This window comes from Paraburkholderia sp. UCT31, assembly GCF_014397655.1.
Taxonomy (GTDB): Bacteria; Pseudomonadota; Gammaproteobacteria; order Burkholderiales; family Burkholderiaceae; genus Paraburkholderia; species Paraburkholderia tuberum.
In genome coordinates this window covers 13,809-37,407 of record NZ_VZQP01000033.1, presented here as the reverse complement: position 1 = coordinate 37,407, position 23,599 = coordinate 13,809, and the positions used below count along the sequence as shown (strand labels likewise).

Annotated in this window: 24 protein-coding genes; 16 read left to right on the top strand and 8 right to left on the bottom strand. The window is 66.5% G+C overall.

The features are described 5' to 3' along the window. Nucleotides 1-24: 24 nt before the first annotated feature. Nucleotides 25-1,524, bottom strand: a complete 1,500-nt coding sequence (locus F6X40_RS25450) for a form I ribulose bisphosphate carboxylase large subunit (RefSeq protein ID WP_184039098.1) — start codon at nt 1,522-1,524, stop codon at nt 25-27. 484 nt (nt 1,525-2,008) lie between these two features. Between F6X40_RS25450 and pqqA the strand changes: the two genes are divergently transcribed. The 3 genes from pqqA to F6X40_RS25435 all read left to right on the top strand — a co-directional run bounded on the left by pqqA (nt 2,009) and on the right by F6X40_RS25435 (nt 3,559). Next, nucleotides 2,009-2,083 (top strand): pyrroloquinoline quinone precursor peptide PqqA, encoded by a 75-nt coding sequence (pqqA, locus tag F6X40_RS43585; protein WP_113062024.1) that lies wholly within the window; start codon nt 2,009-2,011, stop codon nt 2,081-2,083. Between the two features lie 105 nt (nt 2,084-2,188). Then, a complete protein-coding gene (locus F6X40_RS25440; protein WP_187629681.1) occupies nt 2,189-2,788 on the top strand; it encodes a DUF447 domain-containing protein in 600 nt (199 codons plus the stop codon). Between the two features lie 27 nt (nt 2,789-2,815). Beyond that, on the top strand, nt 2,816-3,559 hold the full coding sequence (locus F6X40_RS25435) for a (5-formylfuran-3-yl)methyl phosphate synthase (protein WP_187629680.1): 744 nt from the start codon (nt 2,816-2,818) through the stop codon (nt 3,557-3,559). A gap of 7 nt (nt 3,560-3,566) precedes the next feature. Here F6X40_RS25435 and F6X40_RS25430 read toward each other — a convergent pair whose 3' ends face one another. From F6X40_RS25430 to F6X40_RS25420, 3 genes are all read right to left on the bottom strand, one after another. Further along, complete coding sequence (locus tag F6X40_RS25430) at nt 3,567-4,157, bottom strand: aspartate kinase (RefSeq protein WP_184064681.1); 591 nt, start codon at nt 4,155-4,157, stop codon at nt 3,567-3,569. A 166-nt stretch (nt 4,158-4,323) separates the two neighbouring features. Beyond that, nucleotides 4,324-5,433, bottom strand: a complete 1,110-nt coding sequence (locus F6X40_RS25425) for a hydantoinase/oxoprolinase family protein (RefSeq protein WP_187629679.1) — start codon at nt 5,431-5,433, stop codon at nt 4,324-4,326. Continuing rightward, nucleotides 5,430-6,473, bottom strand: coding sequence for an ATP-grasp domain-containing protein (locus tag F6X40_RS25420; RefSeq protein WP_187629678.1), 1,044 nt, complete (start codon nt 6,471-6,473; stop codon nt 5,430-5,432). The genes F6X40_RS25425 and F6X40_RS25420 overlap by 4 nt, the downstream gene beginning before the upstream one ends. 14 nt (nt 6,474-6,487) lie before the next feature. Here F6X40_RS25420 and F6X40_RS25415 point away from each other — a divergent pair, with 14 nt between their 5' ends. The 12 genes from F6X40_RS25415 (at nt 6,488) to F6X40_RS25360 (ending at nt 18,077) form a co-directional block, all read left to right on the top strand. After that, nucleotides 6,488-7,237 (top strand): HisA/HisF-related TIM barrel protein, encoded by a 750-nt coding sequence (locus F6X40_RS25415; protein ID WP_184039080.1) that lies wholly within the window; start codon nt 6,488-6,490, stop codon nt 7,235-7,237. Nucleotides 7,238-7,544: 307 nt separating this feature from the next. Continuing rightward, nucleotides 7,545-8,936: a formylmethanofuran dehydrogenase gene (locus F6X40_RS25410; protein ID WP_187629677.1), complete on the top strand. Its 1,392-nt coding sequence runs from the start codon at nt 7,545-7,547 to the stop codon at nt 8,934-8,936. Beyond that, nucleotides 8,933-10,627, top strand: a complete 1,695-nt coding sequence (locus F6X40_RS25405; RefSeq protein ID WP_187629676.1) for a formylmethanofuran dehydrogenase subunit A — start codon at nt 8,933-8,935, stop codon at nt 10,625-10,627. The genes F6X40_RS25410 and F6X40_RS25405 overlap by 4 nt, the downstream gene beginning before the upstream one ends. 10 nt (nt 10,628-10,637) lie before the next feature. After that, a complete protein-coding gene (fhcD, locus tag F6X40_RS25400) occupies nt 10,638-11,609 on the top strand; it encodes a formylmethanofuran--tetrahydromethanopterin N-formyltransferase (RefSeq protein WP_187629675.1) in 972 nt (323 codons plus the stop codon). Continuing rightward, nucleotides 11,606-12,442: a formylmethanofuran dehydrogenase subunit C gene (locus F6X40_RS25395; RefSeq protein ID WP_187629674.1), complete on the top strand. Its 837-nt coding sequence runs from the start codon at nt 11,606-11,608 to the stop codon at nt 12,440-12,442. Before fhcD ends, F6X40_RS25395 begins: the two co-directional genes overlap by 4 nt. Nucleotides 12,443-12,521: 79 nt before the next feature. After that, complete coding sequence (locus F6X40_RS25390) at nt 12,522-13,106, top strand: cytochrome b (protein WP_262421542.1); 585 nt, start codon at nt 12,522-12,524, stop codon at nt 13,104-13,106. Further along, on the top strand, nt 13,103-14,137 hold the full coding sequence (locus F6X40_RS25385) for an alpha/beta fold hydrolase (protein WP_187629673.1): 1,035 nt from the start codon (nt 13,103-13,105) through the stop codon (nt 14,135-14,137). Before F6X40_RS25390 ends, F6X40_RS25385 begins: the two co-directional genes overlap by 4 nt. Beyond that, nucleotides 14,134-15,048: a pyrroloquinoline quinone biosynthesis protein PqqB gene (gene pqqB / locus F6X40_RS25380; protein ID WP_187629672.1), complete on the top strand. Its 915-nt coding sequence runs from the start codon at nt 14,134-14,136 to the stop codon at nt 15,046-15,048. The genes F6X40_RS25385 and pqqB overlap by 4 nt, the downstream gene beginning before the upstream one ends. A gap of 72 nt (nt 15,049-15,120) precedes the next feature. Then, nucleotides 15,121-15,888 (top strand): pyrroloquinoline-quinone synthase PqqC, encoded by a 768-nt coding sequence (pqqC, locus tag F6X40_RS25375; protein WP_187629671.1) that lies wholly within the window; start codon nt 15,121-15,123, stop codon nt 15,886-15,888. Continuing rightward, a complete protein-coding gene (gene pqqD / locus F6X40_RS25370) occupies nt 15,885-16,163 on the top strand; it encodes a pyrroloquinoline quinone biosynthesis peptide chaperone PqqD (protein ID WP_090809033.1) in 279 nt (92 codons plus the stop codon). Before pqqC ends, pqqD begins: the two co-directional genes overlap by 4 nt. Before the next feature lie 4 nt (nt 16,164-16,167). After that, nucleotides 16,168-17,418, top strand: a complete 1,251-nt coding sequence (pqqE, locus tag F6X40_RS25365; protein WP_187629670.1) for a pyrroloquinoline quinone biosynthesis protein PqqE — start codon at nt 16,168-16,170, stop codon at nt 17,416-17,418. Further along, the gene (locus F6X40_RS25360; RefSeq protein ID WP_187629669.1) at nt 17,415-18,077 is read left to right on the top strand and encodes a response regulator transcription factor; all 663 of its coding nucleotides are present in this window, start codon (nt 17,415-17,417) and stop codon (nt 18,075-18,077) included. The genes pqqE and F6X40_RS25360 overlap by 4 nt, the downstream gene beginning before the upstream one ends. Here F6X40_RS25360 and F6X40_RS25355 read toward each other — a convergent pair. Continuing rightward, nucleotides 18,047-19,045, bottom strand: coding sequence for a histidine kinase (locus tag F6X40_RS25355; RefSeq protein WP_184064644.1), 999 nt, complete (start codon nt 19,043-19,045; stop codon nt 18,047-18,049). The genes F6X40_RS25360 and F6X40_RS25355 overlap by 31 nt on opposite strands. A 179-nt stretch (nt 19,046-19,224) precedes the next feature. Between F6X40_RS25355 and F6X40_RS25350 the strand changes: the two genes are divergently transcribed. Further along, nucleotides 19,225-21,612, top strand: a complete 2,388-nt coding sequence (locus F6X40_RS25350) for a TonB-dependent receptor (RefSeq protein ID WP_187629668.1) — start codon at nt 19,225-19,227, stop codon at nt 21,610-21,612. Between the two features lie 259 nt (nt 21,613-21,871). Here the strand turns inward: F6X40_RS25350 and F6X40_RS25345 are convergent, their stop codons facing one another. The 3 genes from F6X40_RS25345 to F6X40_RS43290 form a co-directional block, all read right to left on the bottom strand. Next, nucleotides 21,872-22,279 (bottom strand): hypothetical protein, encoded by a 408-nt coding sequence (locus F6X40_RS25345; protein ID WP_187629667.1) that lies wholly within the window; start codon nt 22,277-22,279, stop codon nt 21,872-21,874. Nucleotides 22,280-22,388: 109 nt separating this feature from the next. After that, nucleotides 22,389-22,874 carry a hypothetical protein gene (locus F6X40_RS25340; protein ID WP_090809023.1) on the bottom strand — a complete coding sequence of 162 codons (486 nt, stop codon included), beginning with the start codon at nt 22,872-22,874 and terminating at the stop codon, nt 22,389-22,391. Beyond that, on the bottom strand, nt 22,871-23,410 hold the full coding sequence (locus F6X40_RS43290) for a hypothetical protein (protein ID WP_316251846.1): 540 nt from the start codon (nt 23,408-23,410) through the stop codon (nt 22,871-22,873). Before F6X40_RS43290 ends, F6X40_RS25340 begins: the two co-directional genes overlap by 4 nt. Between the last annotated feature and the right edge of the window lie 189 nt (nt 23,411-23,599).

The window sequence follows — 23,599 nt, the reverse complement described above, 5'->3', positions numbered from 1 at the left end:
GCTCGCGGGAAAAGCCCGGCGTGGCTAGGCCGCCGTCGGCGTAGCGGCGAAATCGGGCGTATCGGTCGATGCGTAGTTGAAGCTCACGTCGCGCCACGTATCGAGCGCCTGCTTGAGCGGCGTGCACCAGCGCGCGGCGGCTTCGAGCACGTCGGGCCCTTCGCGCAGAATGTCGCGGCCCTCGTTGCGCGCCTTCACCATCGCTTCGAGTGCGACGCGGTTCGCGGTCGCGCCGGCCTGGATGCCGGCCGGATGGCCGATCGTGCCGCCGCCGAACTGCAGGATCGCGTCGTCGCCGAACAGATCGAGCAGCTGATGCATCTGCCCCGCGTGAATCCCGCCCGAGGCGACCGGCATCACCTTGCGCAAGCCGGCCCACGGCTGGTCGAAGAAAATGCCGCGCGACAGATCGACCGCGTTGTGCGCGTCGCGGCACACGTTGTAGTAGCCCTGCACCGACAGCGGATCGCCTTCGAGCTTGCCGACCGCGGTGCCCGCATGCGCGTGATCGACCCCCGCCATGCGCAGCCATTTGGCGATCACGCGAAACGAGATGCCGTGGTTGCGTTGCCGCGTGTAGGTGCCATGCCCCGCGCGATGCAGATGCAGGATCATGTCGTGCCTGCGGGCCCAGCGCGACATCGACTGGATCGCGGTCCAGCCGATCACGAGGTCGATCATCACGATGCACGAGCCGAGCTCCTTCGCGAATTCGGCGCGCTCGTACATGTCCTCCATCGTGCCGGCCGTCACGTTCAGATAGTGCCCTTTGAGCTCGCCGGTCTCCGCCTGGGCGCGGTTCACCGCCTCCATCGCGAACAGGAAGCGGTCGCGCCAGTGCATGAACGCCTGCGAGTTGATGTTCTCGTCGTCCTTCAGGAAATCGAGGCCGCCGCGCAGGCCTTCGTAGACCACCCGTCCATAGTTCTTGCCCGACAGACCGAGCTTCGGCTTGACCGTGGCGCCGAGCAGCGGCCGACCATACTTGTCGAGCCGTTCGCGCTCGACGACGATACCGGTCGGCGGCCCCTGAAACGTCTTCAGATACGCGACGGGAATGCGCATGTCTTCGAGCCGCAAGGCCTTCAGCGGCTTGAAGCCGAACACGTTGCCGATGATCGACGCGGTCAGGTTCGCGACCGAGCCCTCTTCGAACAGATCGAGTTCGTAAGCGATGTACGCGAAGTACTGCGGCTCGTCGGCGCGAGACACCGGCACCGGCTCGACGCGATACGCCTTCGCGCGATACATGTCGCAGGCAGTGAGCCGGTCGGTCCACACCACCGTCCACGTCGCGGTCGACGATTCGCCGGCCACCGCGGCCGCCGCTTCCTCGGGTTCGACACCGGGTTGCGGCGTGATGCGAAACAGCGCGATCACGTCGGTGTCTTTCGGTTCGTAGTCCGGTTGCCAGTACCCCATCTCGCGGTATTTCATCACGCCCGCCGCGTACCGTTCGCGCGGATTGTGCGGATCGCGCGCTTGAGGTTCGGGCTGGATCGGCGGTTGACTGAAATCGTTCATGACGTGTCCTCGAAGGTGGCAGGCGCACTGCCGGAAGAACGAAGCGCTTGAGTTGCACTGTAGGCACGGACACGCCCAAGGAGAATTCACGATTTTATTTGGCAGACTTAACGGATCGGTTATCGCTATCACATCGTGAGGTTCTTTTTCGAGCCGTGCGACGCGAATGGGAGCAGAATGTGTTGGTGAGCGAGGCGGGCGCGGCGTGACAGCGCAATCGAATTAGCGAATCGCGATGGCACACTTTGCTTCGTTTTCGCCACACCGCGCGGCTCTTTGCGTCAGGCAACCCGCGCGAGCGCCACGGCATGGCGCAATTCGCCGGGTGCTGTATTGGCCGTCGAACGCCCGCCCGCCTGACCGGCCGGTACCCGAACAGGCATAAAGCTTGCGTGATGCCGGCTGCCGTCGACACCGGGCATTACACGGGGCCGGCGGCGCAACGCTGTTCCACCCGCTGTTTCAACCGAAGGAGAAAGCACGTATGCAATGGACCACTCCGAGCTACACCGACGTACGCCTCGGTTTTGAAATCGTGATGTATGTCGCTACGCGTTAAGCCCGCAACCGGGCCGCACGCCGCGGCCCCTTTGCGGTTTCCGTTTGTGTTTGACCTCTGCTGACGGCCGGCCTTCCGGCGCTGTCGGGACACGCGTTCCCAGCCATGATCCACGAAACGATCGTCACCACGGCAGCGTGCGATGGCCGTCCACATATCGCGCCGATGGGCGCGCGCTCCGAGGGTGAGCGCATCATCCTCGCGCCTTTCCGCCCGTCGGTCACGCTCGACAACGTGATCGCGACGCGCGCGGCGGTGCTGAATTTCACCACCGACGTGCGTATCTTCGCGGGCTGCGTCACGCACTGCGCGACCGATTGGCCGACCGTGGCCGCGAGCCGCGTGCCGAGCGTACGTCTGGCCGGGTCGCTGGCCCACGCCGAGCTCGAACTCGACGAGCTGCGCGACGACGCCGAGCGCCCGGTGCTGGTGATGAAATGCGTGCACCGTGAAAACCACGCGCCGTTCGCGGGCTTCAATCGCGCGCAGTCGGCGGTCGTGGAAGGCGCGATTCTGGTGAGCCGGCTCTTCATGCTGCCGGCCGACAAGGTCGATCGAGAAATGGCGTATCTGCAGATCGCGATCGACAAAACCGCCGGCGACAACGAGCGCACCGCATGGAGCTGGCTCGTCGCCGCGATCGCGCGATATCGCGCGAGCCTCGCAGACGCGGCGCATCAGGCCGCCGCTTCGGCCCATCACTGAAAACCCTTTCCTCCGCGGAGAACCCCGATGACCGCATTGCTCGCGAGCGTCCGCTCGGCTGACGAAGCATTCGACGCCGCCCGCGCCGGCGCCGAGCTGATCGACCTGAAAGAGCCGGACGACGGCGCGCTCGGCGGCCTGTCGATCGGCGCCATCACGACCATCGCGCAACAACTTCGCGCGCTCTACCCGGTCAAGCCGATCAGCGCGGCGATCGGCGACGTGCCGGCCGATGCGTTCGACGAGATCGCCGCGCGCGTGATCGACGTCAGCGATGCCGGCGTCGACTATGTGAAGGTCGGCGTCGCGCGCGGACCGGCCGCGCGCCGCTGCATCGAGCAGCTCGCGAATCTGCCGGCTAGCGTCGTGCCGGTGCTGCTATGCGACGGCGGCATGGACGACGAACTGGTCGGCCACACCGCGGCGCTCGGCTTCGCCGGCCTGATGTTCGATACCGCGAGCAAGGACGGCGGCACGCTGTTCGATCACGTCGATGTCGACTCGCTCGCGCGCTGGTTGCGGCTCGCGCGTCAGCGCGGCGCGATGGCGGGCATCGCCGGTGCGCTCGGCTGGGCGCAACTGCCGCAGATCCGTGCGCTGGCGCCCGACGTGGCCGGTTTTCGCACCGCGCTGTGCGCCGACGGGCGCCGCTCGCGGCTCGACCCCGAGCGCGTCGCGCAATGGGCGAGCGCGTTGCATCGGCCGGCTGGAGAGATTCGCGTCGATGGCGGCGCGCCGTTGCCGGGCTCGACCAACGCGACGCGGCTGTAGCAGCCGCTCACATCACCGGAATATTCAGCAAACGGTCGCGCATCAGCGCGACGTTGCTCTTGTCGAGCAATTCGACCACATAGTTCGCATCGTTCACGTAGTCGACGAACCTGCGGTCGACCACCCCCGCCGCGGCCAGCGTTTCGAGCGGATCGTCGACGGCGATCGGACAGGATTTGACGACGACCAGCCGCTCCGCGTTGAGCATCGTCGATAGCCAGGCGGCGAGGCTGTCCGAGGTCGTGTCCCAGTTGCTCATCGCGTCGGGCGTGTCACGCATCAGCGCGGTCGGCGCCCACACGGCAACATGACCGTCACGCAGGGTGCGGCGAATCTTCGCCTCGCTCGACGCGATCACCAGTTCGGGCGAAACGCCCTGCATCAGCAGCGCATATTGCGTCATCGCGAGCAGACACATGTTGTGCGCGGCCAGATCGTCGAAGTTCCACTCGCCCTGGTACTGGCGGACCTTGTCCGCGAAATCGCCGCCGCCGGGCACGATCACGACCCGTCCGCCGCCGACTTCGCATAGCTCACTGAGCCAGTGGCGCAGTGCCGGGTCGTGACTCAGGCTGCCTCCGATCTTGACCACCCACATGACTGTTGCCCTCGTGTCCAGTTGAGTGCCCGGCCGGGTCGCGTCGTGTCGCAACCTCGTTCATCACCGAACTTGTCCCGCTCGCCTTATCGTGTCCCCTGCCCCTCTTTGCGCTACGCGTGCGCCGGCGCGCCGCGTCCCCGGATTGCGCGCCGCGCCTCTCAACTCATGCCGCGCGCGCCGCGATACCACGCGCGCCGCGCCGTTGCGCGCCCGGCTCGCGCGCCGCGAGCAGCGCGACCGCCACGCTCGGCGCGCAGGTCGCCGCCCATGCCGCGCAAGCATCGGGCACGCCCGCCAGCGCGCCGAAGTCGATATAGCCGCGCGCCTCGTCGCGCGCCAATGCGGCGACGAGGAAGCGGCCGCAGCCGGCGCCCACCAGCGGCGCGGCCGCGAGCGCCGGCTGCGCGGCGACCACCCGCATCAGGTTCGCGCCGATTTCGCGCACCTGCAGCGCGCGCCAGCGCCGCGCAAAGTGCAGCCATTCGACGTCCGACGCGTCGTGCGCGTCGTGCCCGATCATGCGCGCGAGCCGCGCGCGGCTCGCCGCCTGCGTCTTCGGCCCCTGGTCGGCGCTCGGCTGCACGTCGTGCAGCGGGTCCAGTTCGCCGGTCAGCCGGTAGACGTCGGCGGTCGTCGCAAACCATTCGTTCATCACGTTCAGCATGGCGCCGCCGAATTCGATCCGCTGCGCGACGCCGCACAACGGCGTGCGCACGACGCCGTGATACACGAGTTCGCCGGTCGCGAGCCGGCCCGCATCGGTCGCGGCACGCGCGACGACGCGGCCGTCGACGATCGGAATGATGTCGGTGGTGGTGCTGCCGATGTCGATCAGCAGCGCGTTCGCCATGCAGGTAGCGACCCAGCTCGCGGTCGCGAGCCAGTTCGCCGACGCGACGTGACGCCAGCCGGCCGCGCAGTCGGCGGCGGCGAGCCAGCCGGCGGCGCCGGCGTAGAAACGCAGTGATGGACCGAGCCGCTGCGCGAGCGCGGCCACGATCGCGCGCACGCCTTCGGCGCGATCCGCGAACAGGTCGACCATCTCGCCGGTCATCGTCACCGCATGCTGCGCGGCGTCCGTACGGGCCTGCGGCCAGCGCTCGAAAACGAGGTCGATCGTGCGGTGCAGATGGTCGAGCCCCTGCCAAAGCGGACACGACCATTGCACGACGTCCAGCACGGCGTCGCTGCCGTCGACGAGCGACACCTTCACGTGCGCGCCGCCGACGTCCCAGCCGAACCGCGCCGCCGGGTTCGAACGGGCCGGGCTCAAGGGCGCACCTCGTACGTCGGCGAATTGGCGCGCGCCGCGCCGCAGCGCTCGATGCGCACGCCATGCGCGGCCAGCAGCGCGCGCGTCAGGCCGCTGCCGCGCGCCGCCGACAGCCCCGCATAGGCGACCGTCAAACGCGGATTCACTTCGATCACGACCGGCCCGAGTTGCGGATGCCACACGACATCGATGCCGACGAAGCCGCGCAAACCCGGGATGGCCCGCGCGACACGATGGGCGAGCGTGTCGAGCGCGCGGCCCATGTCGCAGTGCTGGTCGATCTGATCGACCAGCACGCCGTCGAACTCGACGATCCGCGCAACCTCACCCGACGCGTCGCCGCCGCTCAGCCCGATCTGCTGACGGTTGATGCTGAGGAGCTTGGTAGCGTCGCCGCGGCAGATCAGCGACAGGCTCAACGGCTCGCCATCGACCCACGCCTGCAGCACCGGATTGCGCGCCGCCGCCGCGCGCGCCTCGTACTCGGCGCAGGCATCGGCGAAGCGCTCGTACACGATGGTGTCGAGGCCGCCCGCGCCGTCGTCCGGTTTGACCACCCAGCGGCCGTCGTGCTGCGCGGCTGAATCGCCGGGTTCTAGCGCCGGCGTCGTCGCAATGCCGTGCGCGGCAAGACACGCCGCCGTCGCGCTCTTGCTCGACGCGACGCGGATCGCTTCCTTCGCGCAGCCGAGCCAGCGCGCAGTGCCGACCGCATCGTGAAAGCGCAGCAGCAGCCCGTCGCATTCCGGCGCGACGACCCACGCGTAATCGTGCTCACGCGCCGCGCGCGCGACGAACGCCGTCATCGATTCGCCGGGCGCGGCCATACAATGGGCCTCGCCCGCCCCTGGCGTTTCGAAGCGCGAGGTCGCGAACGTGACCCGCACGCCGTCGAGTTCACGCAGAGCAGCGACCAGCGCGTCGCGCATCACGCGTCCTTCGACGATCAGCGCGCTCAAATCGGCGAGACTGCCCGCGCCGGCGAGCTGGGGGTCGATGCCGCCGCCGGTGAGATACTCATAGACAAAGATTCTGGTCAAAGGAAAGCGCCCCTATGCAGGTGATACCTGTTCTCGATCTGCTCGACGGCCAGGTCGTACGCGCGGTGCGCGGCGAGCGGAGCGCCTATCGGCCCATCCAGTCCCGCCTCGTCGCGACGAGCGACCCACTTGCCACCGCCCGCGCGCTGCTCGAAGCCAGCGGCGCGCGCACGCTCTATATCGCCGATCTCGGCGCCATCCTGCAGCGCGGCGCGCATGCTTCGACGCTCGCCGCATTGCGGGCCGCGCTGCCCGGCATCGAACTGTGGCTCGACGCGGGTTTCGCGGACTACGCGTCGATGCGCGCGCTGTTCGAGCGCATCGACGACGCCATCGATCAACACGACAGCCCTGCTGCCGGTTCCCACCTCGCGACTCTCGTGCCTGTGTTCGGCTCGGAGACGCTGCGCGATATCCACGCACTGCACGCGGCTCAGCGCGCCGGCCTTGCGCCGATCCTGTCGCTCGATCAGCGGGCGGGCGAACTGCTCGCCGCGGCCGCGCTCGACCGCTCGTCGGCGTGGTGGCCGCCGCGCGTGATCGCGATGACGCTCGACCAGGTCGGCAGCTACGCCGGCCCCGATCTCGCGACGTTCGAGCGCGTGCGCGCGCAAGCCGCCGCGCACACCACGCTGATCGGCGCGGGCGGCATCCGCAATCGCGACGATCTGGCCGCCGCGGCCGGCACCGGCGCAAGTGCCTGGCTGGTGGCGTCCGCGCTGCACGATCGACAGATCGACTACGCGCATTCCGATTCCGCGTAGGCCTTCCATACAATTTCCATGCCACGCGTCCTGACAGCGCTGTCGGTAAACGCAACACAAGCCGGACTGTTCGCGTGTGACACTCTGCTTGACACTCTGCTCCAGAACGGCACACATTTTGTATGGCGCAGCGGACCTTTGACGCGCGCGCCGACGCAGGATCAGGCACGCTTGCCGCAGGGACCCCGCGTTTGTTCATCCGCTGAATGCAAAGCAGTACGACCGTAGGCGCGGCCCCGCTTCAACGCGGCGCTCGCCCGCCGATGCGTGTCGGAAAAATCGGCATGGAGCTTGCTAAACCTGCCCCATGCATAGCCCCTCCATCGATCCATCGACCCCCAGCCCTAGCGCAACGCGCGCCGCGGCGCTCACACGCGACTGGATCTGTCCGTTCTGCCCTTTGCTGTGCGACGACCTGGCCGCCGCTGCCCACGACGACGGCACGCTCGAAGTGCCGGACACCGAATGTTCGCGGCTCGCTCACGCGCTCGCGCAGTACGGCGCGACGGACGCGCAATGCGCTTGCACCGTCGATGGCGACGAAGTGGACAAGGATGCCGCGCTGGCGAGCGCCGCGCAGTGGCTCGCGAACGCGCGCCGCCCGCTATTCGGCGGCCTCGCCACCGACGTCGCCGGCATCCGCGCGCTGTATCCGCTTGCCGCCGCCTGCGGCGCGATCCTCGATCATCTGCACGGCGATGCGCTGACGCCCGCGACGCTCGCTTTGCAAGACCGTGGCTCGTTCTTTACGACGCTCTCCGAAGTGCGCGCGCGCGCCGACCTGCTGGTGTTCTTCGGCTGTCAGCCGTCGCGGCGCTATCCGCGCTTTTTCACGCGCGCGCTGGCGGGCACCGAACTCGCGCGCGAGCTGGTCTTCGTCGGCTGCGAAGCGGACCCGGCCGCAGCCGGCTTCGCGCAAACGCGCATCGACACGCTGCTGCCGGACACCGATCCGTACGACACGCTCGCGCTGTGGTCAGCGCTCGCGGAAGGACGCGACGCCGCCGTGCTCAGCCACGGCGATGGCAGCGCAGCCAACGTGGCAACCGCGCTCGCGTCGTTGCACGCACGCATCGCCGGCGCGCGCTATACGGTGGTCGTCTACGAACCGGCCGCACTGCCCGCGCCGCACGCGGCGCTGCTGATCGAAGCGCTGAACCGGATCGTGAAGGCCGTGAATCGCACGACGCGCGCGGCATGTCTCGCGCTCGGCGGCGACGACGGCGCGTTGACGGTCAATCAGACCGTCACGTGGCTGTCCGGCTTGCCGCTGCGCACGCGCGTGTCGATGCCGGCGCACGCCGCGGGCACCGCGCCGCTCGATCACGATCCGTACCGCTATTGGACGGCTCGGCTGCTCGCCGAACGCGAAGTCGATGCGCTGCTGTGGATCGCGGGCTTCGCGCCGCACGCGTGGCCCGCGTCGCTCGATCCCGCGCTTGCCCTGATCGTGCTCGGTCATCCGGCGCTCGCCGATGCCGCCAGGGCACGCGGCGCGAACACCGTGTTCGTGCCGGTCGCGACACCGGGCGTCGATAGCGGCGGACATCTGTTTCGCATCGACGGCACGGTCGTGATGCCGCTCACCGCCGCGCGTGGTGCCGCGCTGGAGTCGGTGGCGTCGATTGCCGCGAAGTTGAGCGGGCGATTGAGCGGGCAACTGAGCGAACGCTCGAGTACGCGCGAGGATCAGCCATGACTCTCGTCCGGCTCAAGGGCGGCACGTTGTTCGACCCGCTCCACAACGTCAACGGCGAGCGCCGCGACCTGACGTTCCGCGACGGCCGCATCGTCGACGTGCCCGCCACCACGCCCGTCGATCGTGAATACGACGCGACCGGCATGATCGTGATGGCCGGCGGCATCGACCTGCATTCGCATATCGGCGGCGGCAAGACCAATCTGTCGCGCCTGCTGCTGCCCGAGGACCATCGCGCCGATGCGCCGCGCGAGGCCGCCTACGAAGCCGCGCGCGACGACAACGGCCGCTACCTGCGCCTGCCGTCGTGCGGCGTCTGCACGCCGGGCACGCTCGCGACCGGCTACCGCTACGCCGAAATGGGCTACACGGCCGCGTTCGAGCCGGCGATGATGCCGTCCAACGCGCGCCACACGCACCTCGAAATGGGCGACACGCCGATCATCGATCATGGCGCGTACGTGATGCTCGGCAACGACGAGCTGTTCCTGCAGATGCTCGCCGCGCGCGACGACTTCGAACGTCTGCGCGATTACGTCGGCTGGACGATCGACGCGAGCAAGGCGCTCGGCGTCAAGGTGGTCAACCCCGGCGGCATCTCGGCGTTCAAGTTCAACCAGCGCTCGCTTAACGTCGACGAGCCGCACGCGCACTACGGCATCACGCCGCGCGACGTGCTGCGCACGCTGACGCGCGCGCTGACCGAGCTGCGCGTGCCGCATCCGCTGCACGTGCACACGAGCAACCTCGGCGTGCCCGGCAACCTCGCCTCGACCATCGCGACGATGGACGCCGCCGACGGCCTGCCGATCCATCTGACGCATATCCAGTTTCACAGCTATGGCACCGAGGGTTCGCGCAAGTTTTCGTCGGGCGCGCGGCAGATTGCCGAGGCCGTGAACGCGCGGCCGAACGTGTCGATCGACGTCGGCCAGATCATCTTCGGACAGACCGTCACGGCCTCCGGCGACACGATGATGCAGTTCCGCAACGCGCCGCTCGCGCGGCCGCACAAGTGGGTGGTGGGCGATATCGAGTGCGACGCGGGTTGCGGCGTGCTGCCGTTCCGTTATCGCGAACAGAGCTACGTGAACGCGCTGCAATGGATCATCGGCCTCGAAATCTTCCTGCTCGTCGACGACCCGTGGCGCGTCGCGATGACCACCGATCATCCGAACGGCGGACCGTTCACGAGCTACCCGCATCTGATTCGCCTGCTGATGGACAAGCCGTTTCGCGATGAGCAGCTTGCGAAGCTGCATCCCGAAGCGCAGGTCGCCAGTGCGCTGCCGGAGCTCAAACGCGAATTCTCGCTGTACGAGATCGCGATCATCACGCGCGCCGGTCCCGCGCGGCTGCTCGGTCTGCGCGATCGCGGCCATCTCGGCGCGGGCGCGGCGGCGGACATCGCCGTCTATCGCGACGAGCCGGACCGCGAGCGCATGTTCACGTCGCCGGCCTATGTGTTCAAGGACGGCGAGCTGGTTGCGCGCGACGGCACGCTGGTCGCGACGCCGACGGGCGGCATCCATTTCGTCGCGCCGCAATTCGATCGCCGCATCGAGACAACGCTGCGCGCGTATAGCGACGCGAACCTCGCGAGCAACTTCACCCACGCCGCGATCAGCGACGACGAAGCCTGCCGCTGCTGCCGCGGCGGACGGCTATTGCCCGTCGAATGTCTAACCTAACGCGGCCACGATGAACGCTCCCGCCCCGCTCGACATCAACGGCACCGCGATCGACGCGACCTTCGCCGAAGCCTTTCCGATGAAGGCGACCCGGCTCGTGATCACCGCGCACACGGCGACGTGGGCGATGCACGCGGCAAACTCGCTGGCGGGCTTCGCGACCTCGGTGATCGGTTGCGGCTGCGAGGCGGGCATCGAGCGTGCGCTCGCGCCCGCTGCCACGCCCGACGGCCGGCCCGGCGTCGCGGTGCTGTTGTTCGCGGTGTCGTCGAAGGAGCTCGCGAAGCAGATCGGGCGGCGCGTCGGCCAGTGCGTGCTCACCTGCCCGAGCACGGCCGTCTACGGCGGCATCGATCCGGCCACGAGCCGCGCGCCGCTGTCCGACCCGGCGCCGCTCGGCAGCGGGCTGCGCTTTTTCGGCGACGGCTGGCAGATCGCGAAGATGATCGACGCAGGGAACGGACCCACGCGTTACTGGCGCGTGCCGGTGATGGACGGCGAGTTCGTCTGCGAAGACATGGCGGCGACGGTCAAGGCCGTCGGCGGCGGCAACCTGCTGCTGCTCGCGCGCGACCTCGGCGCTGCGCTCGCGGCGGCCGAAGCCGCGGTCGCCGCGATGCGCCGGCTGCCGAACGTGATCATGCCGTTTCCCGGCGGCATCGTGCGCTCGGGCTCGAAGATCGGCTCGAAGTACGCGGGCGCGACCGCGTCGACCAACGACGCGTTCTGCCCGAGCCTGATCGGCCTCGCGCGGCGCAGCGAGTTGAGCGCGGACGTTGGCTGCGTGCTGGAGATCGTCATCGACGGTCTGACCGACGCCGACGTCGGCGCGGCGATGACGGCCGGGATCGGCGCGGCCGCCGGACTCGGCCGCGCGGCCGGCGTGCTGCGCATTTCGGCGGGCAACTACGGCGGCAAGCTCGGGCCGTACCACTTTCATCTGCACGAACTGGCGGCGGGGCTCAATGGGAGTCACGCATGAGCACGACCACGTTGCGCGTGAAAACACCACCCGGCTTTCGCGTCGATGCCGCAGCGCTGTCACCCTCGGCGCTGGCCAGCATGAGCGTGGCCGAGATCGAGCGCATCGTGCTGCCGGCCGGCAACGAGCGCTGCGTGGTCGGCGACGTCTTCGAGGTTTCGCGCGACGACGCGCCTGCGTCCGGCGACGACATGGCCACGCTGCTGATCGACGGCGCCGCGCGGTGGCTCGACCGGCTCGGCGCTCAGATGGATGGCGGACGGCTCGTCGCGCGCGGCTCGGTCGGCGACTACAGCGGCTTCAGAATGAGCGGCGGCTTGCTTGAAATCGACGGCGACGCGGGGCACTTCACCGGCTGCGAAATGCGCGGCGGACGCGTGACGGTGCGCGGCGACAGCGGCGACTTCGCCGCCGGCGCACTGACGGGCGATATGGAAGGCATGAGCGGCGGCACGCTGACGATCCACGGCAACGCGGGCGCGCGGCTCGCCGACCGGATGCGCCGCGGCCTCGTGCTGGTCGGCGGCAACGCGGGCGACTTCGCGGCGTCGCGACTGGTGGCGGGGACCGTCGGCGTGGCGGGGCAACTGGGCGCGCATTATGCCTATGCAATGAGGCGTGGCACGCTGCTGCTCGCGCAACGGCCAGAGCGACTGCCGCCCCCTACTTTCACCGGCGGCGGACACGGTTTCGACGTATTCTGGTCATTGCTCATACGCAGTCTCGCGGCCGAAATCGCGCCGTTTTCGCAGTGGCGCGCGGACCGTCTGCCGGTCCGCTTCACGGGCGACCTCGCGGTCGACGGCCGCGGTGAAATACTGATCGTCGGCTGAGCCAGCTATGTCAGCCGCGACTGAAACGGTGTTCGGCAAAAAAGAAACGTCCCGCAACGATGTTGCATGGAGACAGGGCATGAGGACAGCGGATTCTGCAAACGCGAAGCCTGATATCGACGTCAACGCAAATCCCAGCGCCGGCGGCCCGCGCTATGCCGGGCTGCTGATCGCGCTGCACTGGCTGATCGCGCTCGGCATCGTCGGGCTGCTCGCACTCGGGCTTTATATGGTCGGCTTGCCGAAGGGCTTGCCTGTCAAAGCGACGCTGATCAATCTGCACAAGTCGCTCGGACTGACGGTTTTCCTGCTGGTGCTTTTGCGCATCGTCGCGCGGCTGGTCCTTCACCGGCCTCCGCTGCCGCCGATGCCACCGTGGCAACGCGCCGCCGCGCGCACTACGCAGGGTCTTTTATATGTCGGCATGGTGGCGATGCCGCTTGCCGGGTATCTCGGCTCGTCGTTCAACACCTACGGCACGCGCTTCTGGGGCATCCTGCTGCCGAAGTGGGGCTGGGACGACGCGCATCTGCGCGCACTGTTCTTCGGCCTTCACCACGCCATCGGCTTCGCGCTGATCGCGCTGATCGTGCTGCACGTGGCGGGCGCGTTCAAGCATCAGTGGATCGATCGCGACAACCTGCTCGCGAGGATGCTGCCATGACGATGCGAGGCTTATCGCGCCACACGCAGGCAGCCGCCGCGCTAGAAGTCCATACGCTGCGCACGCGCGATGGCCATCGCGTGTGGTATGCGCTGGCCGGCGCGCGCGACGGCGTGCCGGTCGCGGTGCTGCACGGCGGCCCAGGCAGCGGCAGTCAGCCCGGCGTGCTGCGGCTGTTCGATCTGCAGCGCTTTCGCGTCGTGCTGATCGACCAGCGAGGCACCGGTGCCTCGACGCCGCGCGGCAGCGTGCGCCACAACCGCACCGACTATCTGATCGCCGATCTCGAAGCGATTCGCGCGCGGCTCGGCTTCGCGCGCTGGGGCGTGCTCGGCGGATCGTGGGGCGCGGCGCTCGCGCTCGCGTATGCGGGGCGGTGTCCGCGGTCGGTGACGGGCGTCGTGCTGCGCGGCCTGTTCCTGACGTCCGCGCGCGAAGTGCGCGGCTTGTTCATCGCGTCACGCAAGCGTGCGCCGCGTGCGTGGTCGAGACTGCGTGCCGCTGCTCGCTGCGAGCAGCCCGCGACACTGGCCGCGCGTTGCGGCGACACCTTGCAATACGGCGCGAATGAAGCGCGGCAACGCGCGCTCGCGCTGGCCTGGCGCGGCTATGAAAACGCGGTGCTCGCGAGCGCATCGCCGCGAGGCGCCGCACAACGCCGTGCGAACCTGCGAAACCCACGCGAACCCCAACGCCACGCGCGCAAGCTGATCGGCAAATACCGGATTCAGGCGCACTACCTCGCGCATCGCTGCTGGCTCGGCGAGACGCGTTTGCTATCGCTCGCGCGCCGCGCGGCGGCGGCCGGGGTATCGATTGCGGCCGTGCATGGTGCGCGCGATCCGGTGTGTCCGCGCGGCAATCTGCGACGTCTGTCGCGCGCGGTTCCGTCGGCGCGCGTCGAGTCCGTGAGCGCGGCGGGTCATCTGGCGAGCGACCCCGCGCTGCATGCATGCGTCGCGCAGGCGCTCACCGCGATGTTCACTCCCACCGTCGAAGAGGGGCGCAGCAGCATGCGTCGCGCGGCATGAAGATCAAGGTACTCGGCTCGTCGGCGGGCGGCGGCTTTCCGCAGTGGAACTGCAATTGCCGCAATTGCGACGGAGTGCGTCGCGGCACGGTGAAGGCGACGCGCCGCACGCAGTCGTCGATCGCGGTCAGCGCGAACGGCGAGGACTGGCTGCTCGTCAATGCATCGCCCGATCTGCTCGCGCAGATCGCCGCGCATCCCGAACTTCAACCCGCGCGGCGCGCGCGCGACAGCGGCATCGCCGCGGTGCTCGTGATCGACGCGCAGATCGACCACGTGACCGGCCTCTTGATGCTGCGCGAACGCGACGCCCCGCTGCCGCTATACGCGACCGATGCGGTCTGGCAAGACCTCCGCTCCGGCTTTCCGGTCGCGCCGATCCTGTCGCACTACTGCGGAGTCGAGCACCGTCGTATCGCGCTCGACGGCGCGCCGCTCGCCGTCGACGCGCTGCCCGGCATGCGCATCGACGCGCTGCCGCTGTCGAGCAAGGCGCCGCCGTACTCGCCGCATCGCGATGCGCCGGAGCGCGGCGACAACATCGGACTCGTACTGACGAACCTGCAATCGGGCCGGCGCGTGTTCTACGCGCCGGGGCTCGGCGCGATCGAGCCGCAGGTGCTGGCGGCGATGCGCGAGGCCGATCTGCTACTCGTCGACGGCACGCTGTGGACCGGCGACGAAATGATCCGCCTCGGCCTGTCGAAGAAGACCTCGGCGGATATGGGCCATCTGCCGCAGAGCGGCGCGGGCGGCATGATCGAAACACTCGATTCGCTCGGCGCGAAACGCAAAGTGCTGATCCATATCAACAACACGAATCCGATCCTGATCGAAGACGGCCCCGAGCGACGCATGCTAGGCGAGCATGGCATCGAGGTCGCGTACGACGGAATGAGCTTCGAGCTTTGAGGCGCGCAGTGAAGAGTACGGAGTGATGCGGTAACGAGGCGCGGCTGTAAACGACGATAAAACGGAGACGGCATGAACGCGAAAGACATTCAGGACACGACACCAACAACACCAACACGCGACGTGAGTACCACGGGAACTCAAGGCATCGACCGACCCGCCTGGAGCCGTGAAGAATTCGAGGCGCAGTTGCGCGCGAAGGGCACCGCCTATCACATCCACCATCCGTTCAACGTGAAGATGAATAGCGGCGGCTGCTCGCGCGAGCAGATTCGCGGCTGGGTCGCGAACCGCTTCTACTATCAGATCAACATTCCGCTGAAGGATGCGGCCGTGCTGTCGAACTGTCCGGACCGCGAGACGCGCCGCCGCTGGGTGCTGCGCATTCTCGATCACGACGGCTACGATGGCGCGGAAGGCGGCATCGAAACCTGGGCGCGTCTCGCGGATGCGGTCGGCCTCACGCGCGACGAACTGTGGTCGCTCGAACACGTGACGCCGGGCGTGCGCTTCGCCGTCGACGCGTATGTGAATTTCGCGCGCCGCGCGCCGTGGCAGGAAGCGGTGTGCTCGTCGCTGACCGAAATGTTCGCGCCGCAGGTGCATCGCGACCGGCTCGCGAGCTGGCCCGAGCACTATCCGTGGATCGAAGCGGAGGGCCTCGCGTATTTCCGTTCGCGCATCTCACTCGCGCAGCGCGATGTGCAGCACGGACTCGAGGTCACGCTTGCCCATTTCACGCGACGCGATCAGCAGGAACGGGCGCTCGACATCCTGCAGTTCAAGCTCGACATTCTGTGGACCATGCTCGACGCGATCGAGAAGGCGTTTGCGCAATGAACGACTCGACACGCGCCGACCCCGCCACGCCGCTCGCGATCGCGAAGCCATTCCGCCTGCAATGGGAGCCCGCGCAGAACGCGCACGTGCTGCTGTACCCCGAGGGCATGGTGAAGCTCAATCAAAGCGCGGGAGAAATCCTCAAGCGCTGCGACGGCACACGCGACATCGATACGCTGATCGCCGACCTCGAACAGGCGTTCAACACGACCGGCATCGGCAGCGAGGTGCGGGCCTTCATCGCCGACGCGCATGGGCGCGGCTGGCTGGAGTAGCGCGATGACCGATCTTTCTCAAGCTGGCTCTCAACCCGGCGCGCAAGTGCAAAGCGACGCGGCCGCCGTCGTGCCGCCGCCGCTGTGGCTGCTCGCGGAGCTGACCTATCGCTGTCCGCTGCATTGCGCGTTCTGCTACAACCCGCTCGACTACACCGATCACAACCGCGAACTGACCACCGGGCAATGGCTCGACGTGCTGCGCGAGGCGCGCGCGCTCGGTGCGGTGCAGCTCGGCTTTTCGGGCGGCGAGCCGCTGGTGCGCGACGACGTCGAAGTACTCGTCGAAGAAGCGCACAGGCTCGGCTTCTACACGAACCTGATCACGTCGGGCGTCGGTCTCACCGATCAGCGCCTCGGCGATCTGAAGGCCGCCGGGCTCGATCACATCCAGCTGTCCTTCCAGGATTCGACGCAGCAGTTGAACGACTTCCTGAGCAGCACGCGCACCTTCGAACTGAAGCAGCGCGTCGCCGTCGCGCTCAAGCGGCACGGCTTTCCGATGGTGATGAACTGCGTGCTGCATCGCTACAACCTGCCGCATGTCGACAAGATCATCGAGATGGCATTGGCTCTCGGCGCCGAATATCTGGAGCTGGCGAACACGCAGTTCTACGGCTGGGCGCGCGAGAACCAGGCGCAACTGATGCCGACGCAACAGCAGCTCGAAGAAGCCGAAGCGGTGGTCGCGCGCTATCGCCGCACGCATGGCCAGCGCTGCAAGATCTTCTTCGTCGTGCCCGACTACTTCGAGCGCCGCCCGAAGCGCTGCATGAACGGCTGGGGCGCGGTGTTCCTCGGCGTCGCGCCCGACGGCGCCGCGCTGCCGTGTCACGCGGCGCGCGGCCTGCCCGGCCTGACGCTGCCGAACGTGAAGGACATGCCGTTGCGCGAGATCTGGTACGACAGCGACGCGTTCAACCGCTTTCGGGGTTTGCAGTGGATGAAGGAGCCGTGCCGCAGCTGCGATGAAAAGGACCGCGACCTCGGCGGCTGCCGCTGCCAGGCCTACCTGCTGACCGGCGACGCGGCCAACGCCGACCCGGTCTGCGACAAGTCGCCGTTTCACGACACCGTGGTCAAGATCGTGCGGCGTGCAGCATCGGGATCTGCATCCGAAACCGGGGCGACAGCAGCGGCCCGCGAACAGCCGATCCTGTTCCGCAACGACGCCAACTCACGCAAGTTCGCGGCCGCTGCCCGCGAGCCCGACGCCGGCGGCGATAACCGGGCGTCACCCGGAGTCCAATCATGAGTGCCGACACCATCTCCGTTCTGCTCGTCGACGACCATGCGGTCGTGCGCGAAGGCTACCGGCGTCTGCTCGAACTGAATGCCGACGTCGAGGTGTGCGGCGAAGCGGGCGACGCCGCGCAGGCCTACCAGCGTTTTTGCGCGCTGCGGCCCGACGTGGTCGTGATGGATGTGGCGCTACCGGGCGCAAGCGGCATCGAAGCGATGCGGCGCATGCTCGCGCGCGAACCGGACGCGCGCGTGCTGATCTTCAGCGTGCACGAGGAATCGATCTTCGTGCGGCGCGCGCTCGACGCGGGTGCGCTCGGCTACGTGACCAAGGCGAGCGCGCCCGACGTGCTGGTCGAAGCGGTGCGCTCGATTGCGCGGCGTGCCGGCTACCTGAGCCCGGACATCTCGCAGGCGCTCGCGCTGCGCACCGCGTTCAACGAAGGGCCGCCGGGGCGTCAGTTGTCGGCGCGCGAGTTCGAGGTGCTGCGGCTGCTCGTGCAGGGCTATACGCTGCCGAGCATCGCCGAAAAGCTGGGCTTGAGTCAGAAAACGGTGGCCAACCACCAATCGGTAATCCGGCAGAAGTTCGGCGCCGACAACGGCGTACAGCTCGCGCAGATGGCAAGCCGCCTCGGGCTTCAGTTCACGGGCTCGGCCAGCCCCGCCTGAGCGGGCACGCGCGCGCAGAACAGAAAACCGCGCTGCGGCTCGCTCGCGATGTGAAATTCGCCGCCGAGCGCCTCGACGCGTTCGCGCATGCCGATCAGCCCGAGCCCACTGCGCGGCTTCGTCAGATCGGTGCCGGGGCCGTCGTCGGCCATCGTGACGACGATCTCGTCGATCTGCGCGCCGTTGTGTTCGCGCGGCGCGCGCACCATGAACAGTTCGACGCGCGAGCGGCGCGCGAACTTCGACACATTCGTCAGTCCTTCCTGCACGAGCCGGTACAGCGTGATCGTCAACGCATCGCTGAGGCCGCTGAAATCCCCTTCGATCGTCATCGAGAACGACGCCTCGGGCAAGCGCTCGCGCCAGCCGTCGACGCAATGTTCGAGCGCGGTCGGCAAGCCGAATTCGTCGAGACCGATCGGCCGCAGGCGGCGGATCATGCCGCCGATCTCGCGGTACACATGCGTCGCGCTCTGCATCAGCCCGAGCGCGATGCGATGAATTTCCGGCTCGCGCTCGCCCGATAGATCGCGGATGCGCGCCGCGTCGAGCGAGATCGCGTTCAGGTATTGACCCAGCTCGTCGTGCAGCTCGCGCGCCAGATGGCGGCGCTCCAGTTCCTGCGCCTGCAGCGCCTGACTGGCAAGGCGCCGGTTGTCGGCGAGCAGCCGTTCGGCCTGTTCCTCGAGCACGCGACGATGGCGCAGTTCGCGGCGCGCATCGCGATAGCGGCGCCACGCGAACCACGCGAGCGCGATCGACAGCACGAACAGCGCGCCCGGCAACTCGTCGAGCTGGAAGCGCTCCATGCCACGCGTGAACCGGTAGACCTTCTCGCTGAGATCGAAGGCGGCGCCGAGCACTGCCGCGAGCACGGTCACGGCGACGACCCAGCCGAGGTCGCGCCATATCGGCGACGATGGCGGCGCTCGGTCAGCGGAAGAGGAATGGATCGGTTCGCTTGACATGACGCTTGCATTCTACTCAGCGCCGGCACACGCAGCGGGTTTTGCGCGAGTTTGGGAACGCTTCCCCGGCAGATCGGGAAAAGCTCCCGCGCGGCTTACAGACGCGTATGCGAAGCTTTACACCAACGTCAAGCAACGCGCGACACGCGTACAAATCAAGCCGGCAGGAGACAATAACGATGAGCATGCGATCACAAGCACGCCGCAAACGCCGGCTTCAGCGGCGTGCCGGCATCACCTTCTGCGTCGGCGGCGCGCTCGCCGGTCTGTCCACGAGCGTATGGGCGCAGGCGGAGCCGCCAGTCGCGGCGTCGGCGCCGGCCTCGGCGTCTTCCGCTGCGTCTTCCGCTGCCTCGTCCGGCACAGCCGACGGCAACGCCAACAGCAACACGACACCGACCACGACGCTCGCGCCGATCGTCGTCGTAGGCACCACGCCGCTGCTCGGCATCGGCACGCCGCTCACGCTGGTGCCGGCCAACGTGCAGACGGTCCACGCGGCCGATATCCAACGGCAGGGCCGCCAGACACTCAGCGACTACCTCGCGGCGAATCTGCCTAGCGTCACGATCTCCGACGCGCAGGGCAACCCATATCAGATGAACCTGTTCTATCGCGGCTTCACCGCGTCGCCGCTGCTGGGCACGCCGCAAGGTTTGTCGGTATTCGTCGACGGCGTGCGCGTGAACGAACCGTTCGGCGACGTCGTGAACTGGGACCTGCTGCCGCAACAGGCGATCGACACGATGCAGCTGATCCCCGGCTCCAATCCGACTTTCGGCTTCAATACGCTCGGCGGCGCGCTGTCGATCACGACGAAAAACGGCAAGGACAACCCGGTCGGCGAGGCCGAAATTCAGGGCGGCTCGTGGGGACGCAAGGCCGCGCAGATCGAACAGGGCGGCACGATCGGCCAGAACCTCGACTACTACTTCACCGCCAACGCCGCGAACGACAACGGCTGGGCCGAGCAGAACGAGAGCCGCATCCGCCAGGCGTTCGGCAAGCTGCGCTATACCGACGCCGACACGACGCTGTCGTTATCGGCCGGCGGCGCGGACAACGATCTGCACGGCGCGCAAACCATTCCGCGCTCGTTCCTCGGTAACCCCAGGCAACCGTACACGTATCCCGATCAGAATCAGAACAGCGCCGGCTACCTGACGCTGTCGGGCGATCATTACTTCAACGACACCGTCGAGCTGAGCGGCAACGCGTACTACCGGCACTTTCGCAATGCCAACACCAGCAGCAACGTCAACAACGACTACGGCACGATCAATCCCGACGGCACCGTCGATACGTTGCAGGCGACCAACGTACAGTCCACCGTGACGACCGACAGCTACGGCGCGAGCCTGCAACTGACGCTGCTCGGCAAGCTCGGCGGCATGCAGAACCAGTTCATCGCGGGCATGGCCGTCGATGCCGCCGACTCGCGCTTCACGCAGTCGTCGCAGGACGCGACGTTTACCGATTCGCGCGCGACGGTCGGCATCGGGAATTTCGCTCAGCAGACCAACGCGAACACGCACAACACGAACTACGGCATCTACCTGACGGACACGCTTTCGCTGACGCCGCAGTGGTCGCTGACGCTGTCGGGCCGCTACAACTGGGCCGATGCGACGATCGGCGACGAATCCGGCACGCAGCCGCAGCTCGACGGCCACCATACGTTCTCGCGCTTCAATCCGGCGGTCGGCATCAACTGGAATCCGACGCCGGCGCTCACCGCCTACGCGACCTACAACGAGGGCATGCGCTCGCCGACCGCGATCGAGCTGGCCTGCGCAGATCCGAACGCGCCGTGTTCGCTGCCGAACGACTTCATCTCCGATCCGTCGTTGCAGCCGGTCATTTCGAAGACCTATGAAGTCGGCGCGCGCGGCAGGATCGGCGGCAACACGACATGGAGCGCGGCTGCCTACAGCACGACGCTCGACAACGACATCGAGTTCATCAGCAGCAACGGCGCGGGCAGTTCGCAGGGGTTTTTCCAGAACGTCGGGCGCACGCGCCGGCAAGGCGTCGAACTGGCTGGGCAGACGAAGTACGGTCCGTTCACGGTGACCGGCAGCTATAGCTACGTCAATGCGACCTACCAGTCGACATGGGTCGAAAGCAGCCCCAGCAACTCGAGCGCCGACGCGAACGGCAACATCACCGTGCATCCCGGCGACCACATCCCGAGCATTCCGGCGACGACCGTCAAGCTGCGGCTCGATTACGCGGCCACCGCGAAATGGCGAATCGGCACGAATCTGACGTGGCGCGGCAGCATCTACGCGCAGGGCGACGAGAACAACCAGGACGTGAACGGCAAGATCTCCGGCTATCTGTTGATCGATATGGACACCAGCTACCAGGTGACGAAACAGTTGCAGGTGTTCGCGTCGGTGTCGAACCTGCTCGACAAGCGCTATGCGAGCTTCGGCGCGCTCGGGGAGAACTTCTTTACCGGACCGGGCAATACGTTCAACGGCACGGCGCCGGTCAACGAGCAGTTCGTCGGGCCGGGTGCGCCGAGGGGGTTCTGGGTGGGGATGAGGTATGCGTGGAAGTAGTGGCGTATGGCGTGGCGGATTGCATGGCTTCACTCTTTCCGCCACCTGAGGCTTTATCACGAGCGCAATGCCCGGGAACGCGGCTCGGATTTTGAGGAATAAGTACGCCTCGTCGCGGCACCCGTAAGCCCGGCGTCTGATGCCTAACGACTTCGTGCTCGCGGGATCGAGTTGATAAGCGACGTGGCCGATGCTCAGTCGTGGTGGTGCCGCTTGCCTGCGTGACCCGCCTTTAAATGGCCCCGCCGAAACGGGTCGTTCAATCCGTTTTTATCGAATAGAGGTCGCGCAGGATTTCGTTTTGCTGCTTGCGAATTGAATAATTGCAACGCGCTCCCGTGACATCGTACATATCCACGTGTGTTTTTGGCGGTTCTTCAATATTCCAATCATAAGCTAGTTTAGGGGCTAGATCGCAAGCCTTTGCCGATTCATCTTGTGCGCGCATGTACCGATCGAGCTCAGCCTTGCTCGCGCCTTTGATGCCTCGTGCGGATTTAATTGAATTCGCCAGTTTCTTGTTGTCGACTTCAAGGGATCTTGCATGATGCTCATAGCAATCAAAATCTCCAAATCCGCCACCGCCCAGGTACTGCATGCAATTCGAATCGTTGATCACCTCATCGGCAAATATCGGCCGAAAGCTGCAAAGCGCCATGACTAGCAAGAAGCACCTCCAAAATTTATTCAATGTCGATACCTCTGCCATGTCGAGCATCACCTGACGATTACCAGGAATACCGGTAATGAGGGGACGCTCAATGTCCAGTCTCTCCTTACGACAAGGACCAGGGATCGACCTTGCCACCCTCGATCACGAAATGCTTCGCGTCGGGATTCGAGGGGAATAGGCGCCAGTCCTCATCATCAGGTATCGCATCCGCAAGAATGACTAGTCGCATATCTCTTGCCAGCAAAATGACGGCATCACCGTTCTCGCCCGCCTCGATATTCAAAACAGCCGTTGGGCCATGTGTCACAAGGAGATCACGGATTCGTTCCGTTGTCACTCTCGTTCTCTCTTCAGACGCTGCGAAGTCCGAATAAGACGCAACGATCACGTGTCCCTGCTCGATGCGCCAGTCGCACTGAATATGGAGCGCCCAATCGCCCAGATACTTGATGGTTCCTCTGCCGGTCTTTACCTCCCGAAGCGGACCGAACTGTAACGTAAGCATGTCGGCCGCGTGCGCCACTCCGCTAACGTTAAGCCCGATCAAGGCGGAAAGGTGAAGTCCTACCTGCTCTTTCGTATCGATCATTCCAATTTGTCTCCAAACAGGTCCAGGGCGCGCTCCATCATGCCGTGATGCTCAAGATCGTCCATCTGAATATCGTAGTGAAGGCGGCGTGCTTGATTCTTGCTTAGTCCAAGTGCTTTGACCACCGCCTTAAATTGCTTGTTCTGCGCCTGATTGTTACCGGGCCGACCATCGGCGCCGGCGAGCTGCACAGCGTCGCCGTCCGGCATGTCGGGCTGATAGACGAACGACTGAGCACTGCCGAGATTCTCCGGCACGCGCGGGCTGCTGCCATAGAGCGAGCTTGCCATCCTCGCGTCGTCCGCTTGTCGTGAGCGCCCGCGACAATCGCACGCCCATGCGGTGCCCAGGGCTACGGCCATCTCGTAACCGTTTGAATACGACTTCAGCCTATCGAACGGAAACCATTCGCCGGTTTCGATGTTCAGCGCCATTGCGGATGGCATTGGCGGAAAGTTTGAGTAGATCGAATAGGTGATACGGCAAAGCAGGCATTCTTCCTCGTCCCCAGTGCCGTCCTGTTTCTGTTGTTCCATTTGACCTCTTCTGATTTTCCAGAAAACACCCGACGAATTAACCATCCGAAGGAGTCACGGTCAACAGTTTTAATTTAAGATAGATCCGTTTTGACAAACATTGATAATAAACGTCAAAAAAACGGCAGACCTGTGACTCCCGGCTCTACCACGACAAAACACTAACCGGTTCTGTCGGCATTCCAATGA

Excerpts from the sequence above, each read along its gene's own strand:
- F6X40_RS25450 (WP_184039098.1), bottom strand. The coding sequence starts at position 1,524 with ATGAACGATTTCAGTCAACCGCCGATCCAGCCCGAACCTCAAGCGCGC.
- F6X40_RS25440 (WP_187629681.1), top strand. The coding sequence starts at position 2,189 with ATGATCCACGAAACGATCGTCACCACGGCAGCGTGCGATGGCCGTCCA.
- F6X40_RS25435 (WP_187629680.1), top strand. The coding sequence starts at position 2,816 with ATGACCGCATTGCTCGCGAGCGTCCGCTCGGCTGACGAAGCATTCGAC.
- F6X40_RS25430 (WP_184064681.1), bottom strand. The coding sequence starts at position 4,157 with ATGTGGGTGGTCAAGATCGGAGGCAGCCTGAGTCACGACCCGGCACTG.
- F6X40_RS25415 (WP_184039080.1), top strand. The coding sequence starts at position 6,488 with ATGCAGGTGATACCTGTTCTCGATCTGCTCGACGGCCAGGTCGTACGC.
- F6X40_RS25410 (WP_187629677.1), top strand. The coding sequence starts at position 7,545 with ATGCATAGCCCCTCCATCGATCCATCGACCCCCAGCCCTAGCGCAACG.
- F6X40_RS25405 (WP_187629676.1), top strand. The coding sequence starts at position 8,933 with ATGACTCTCGTCCGGCTCAAGGGCGGCACGTTGTTCGACCCGCTCCAC.
- fhcD (WP_187629675.1), top strand. The coding sequence starts at position 10,638 with ATGAACGCTCCCGCCCCGCTCGACATCAACGGCACCGCGATCGACGCG.
- F6X40_RS25395 (WP_187629674.1), top strand. The coding sequence starts at position 11,606 with ATGAGCACGACCACGTTGCGCGTGAAAACACCACCCGGCTTTCGCGTC.
- F6X40_RS25390 (WP_262421542.1), top strand. The coding sequence starts at position 12,522 with ATGAGGACAGCGGATTCTGCAAACGCGAAGCCTGATATCGACGTCAAC.
- F6X40_RS25385 (WP_187629673.1), top strand. The coding sequence starts at position 13,103 with ATGACGATGCGAGGCTTATCGCGCCACACGCAGGCAGCCGCCGCGCTA.
- pqqB (WP_187629672.1), top strand. The coding sequence starts at position 14,134 with ATGAAGATCAAGGTACTCGGCTCGTCGGCGGGCGGCGGCTTTCCGCAG.
- pqqC (WP_187629671.1), top strand. The coding sequence starts at position 15,121 with ATGAACGCGAAAGACATTCAGGACACGACACCAACAACACCAACACGC.
- pqqD (WP_090809033.1), top strand. The coding sequence starts at position 15,885 with ATGAACGACTCGACACGCGCCGACCCCGCCACGCCGCTCGCGATCGCG.
- pqqE (WP_187629670.1), top strand. The coding sequence starts at position 16,168 with ATGACCGATCTTTCTCAAGCTGGCTCTCAACCCGGCGCGCAAGTGCAA.
- F6X40_RS25360 (WP_187629669.1), top strand. The coding sequence starts at position 17,415 with ATGAGTGCCGACACCATCTCCGTTCTGCTCGTCGACGACCATGCGGTC.
- F6X40_RS25355 (WP_184064644.1), bottom strand. The coding sequence starts at position 19,045 with ATGTCAAGCGAACCGATCCATTCCTCTTCCGCTGACCGAGCGCCGCCA.
- F6X40_RS25350 (WP_187629668.1), top strand. The coding sequence starts at position 19,225 with ATGAGCATGCGATCACAAGCACGCCGCAAACGCCGGCTTCAGCGGCGT.
- F6X40_RS25340 (WP_090809023.1), bottom strand. The coding sequence starts at position 22,874 with ATGATCGATACGAAAGAGCAGGTAGGACTTCACCTTTCCGCCTTGATC.
- F6X40_RS43290 (WP_316251846.1), bottom strand. The coding sequence starts at position 23,410 with ATGGAACAACAGAAACAGGACGGCACTGGGGACGAGGAAGAATGCCTG.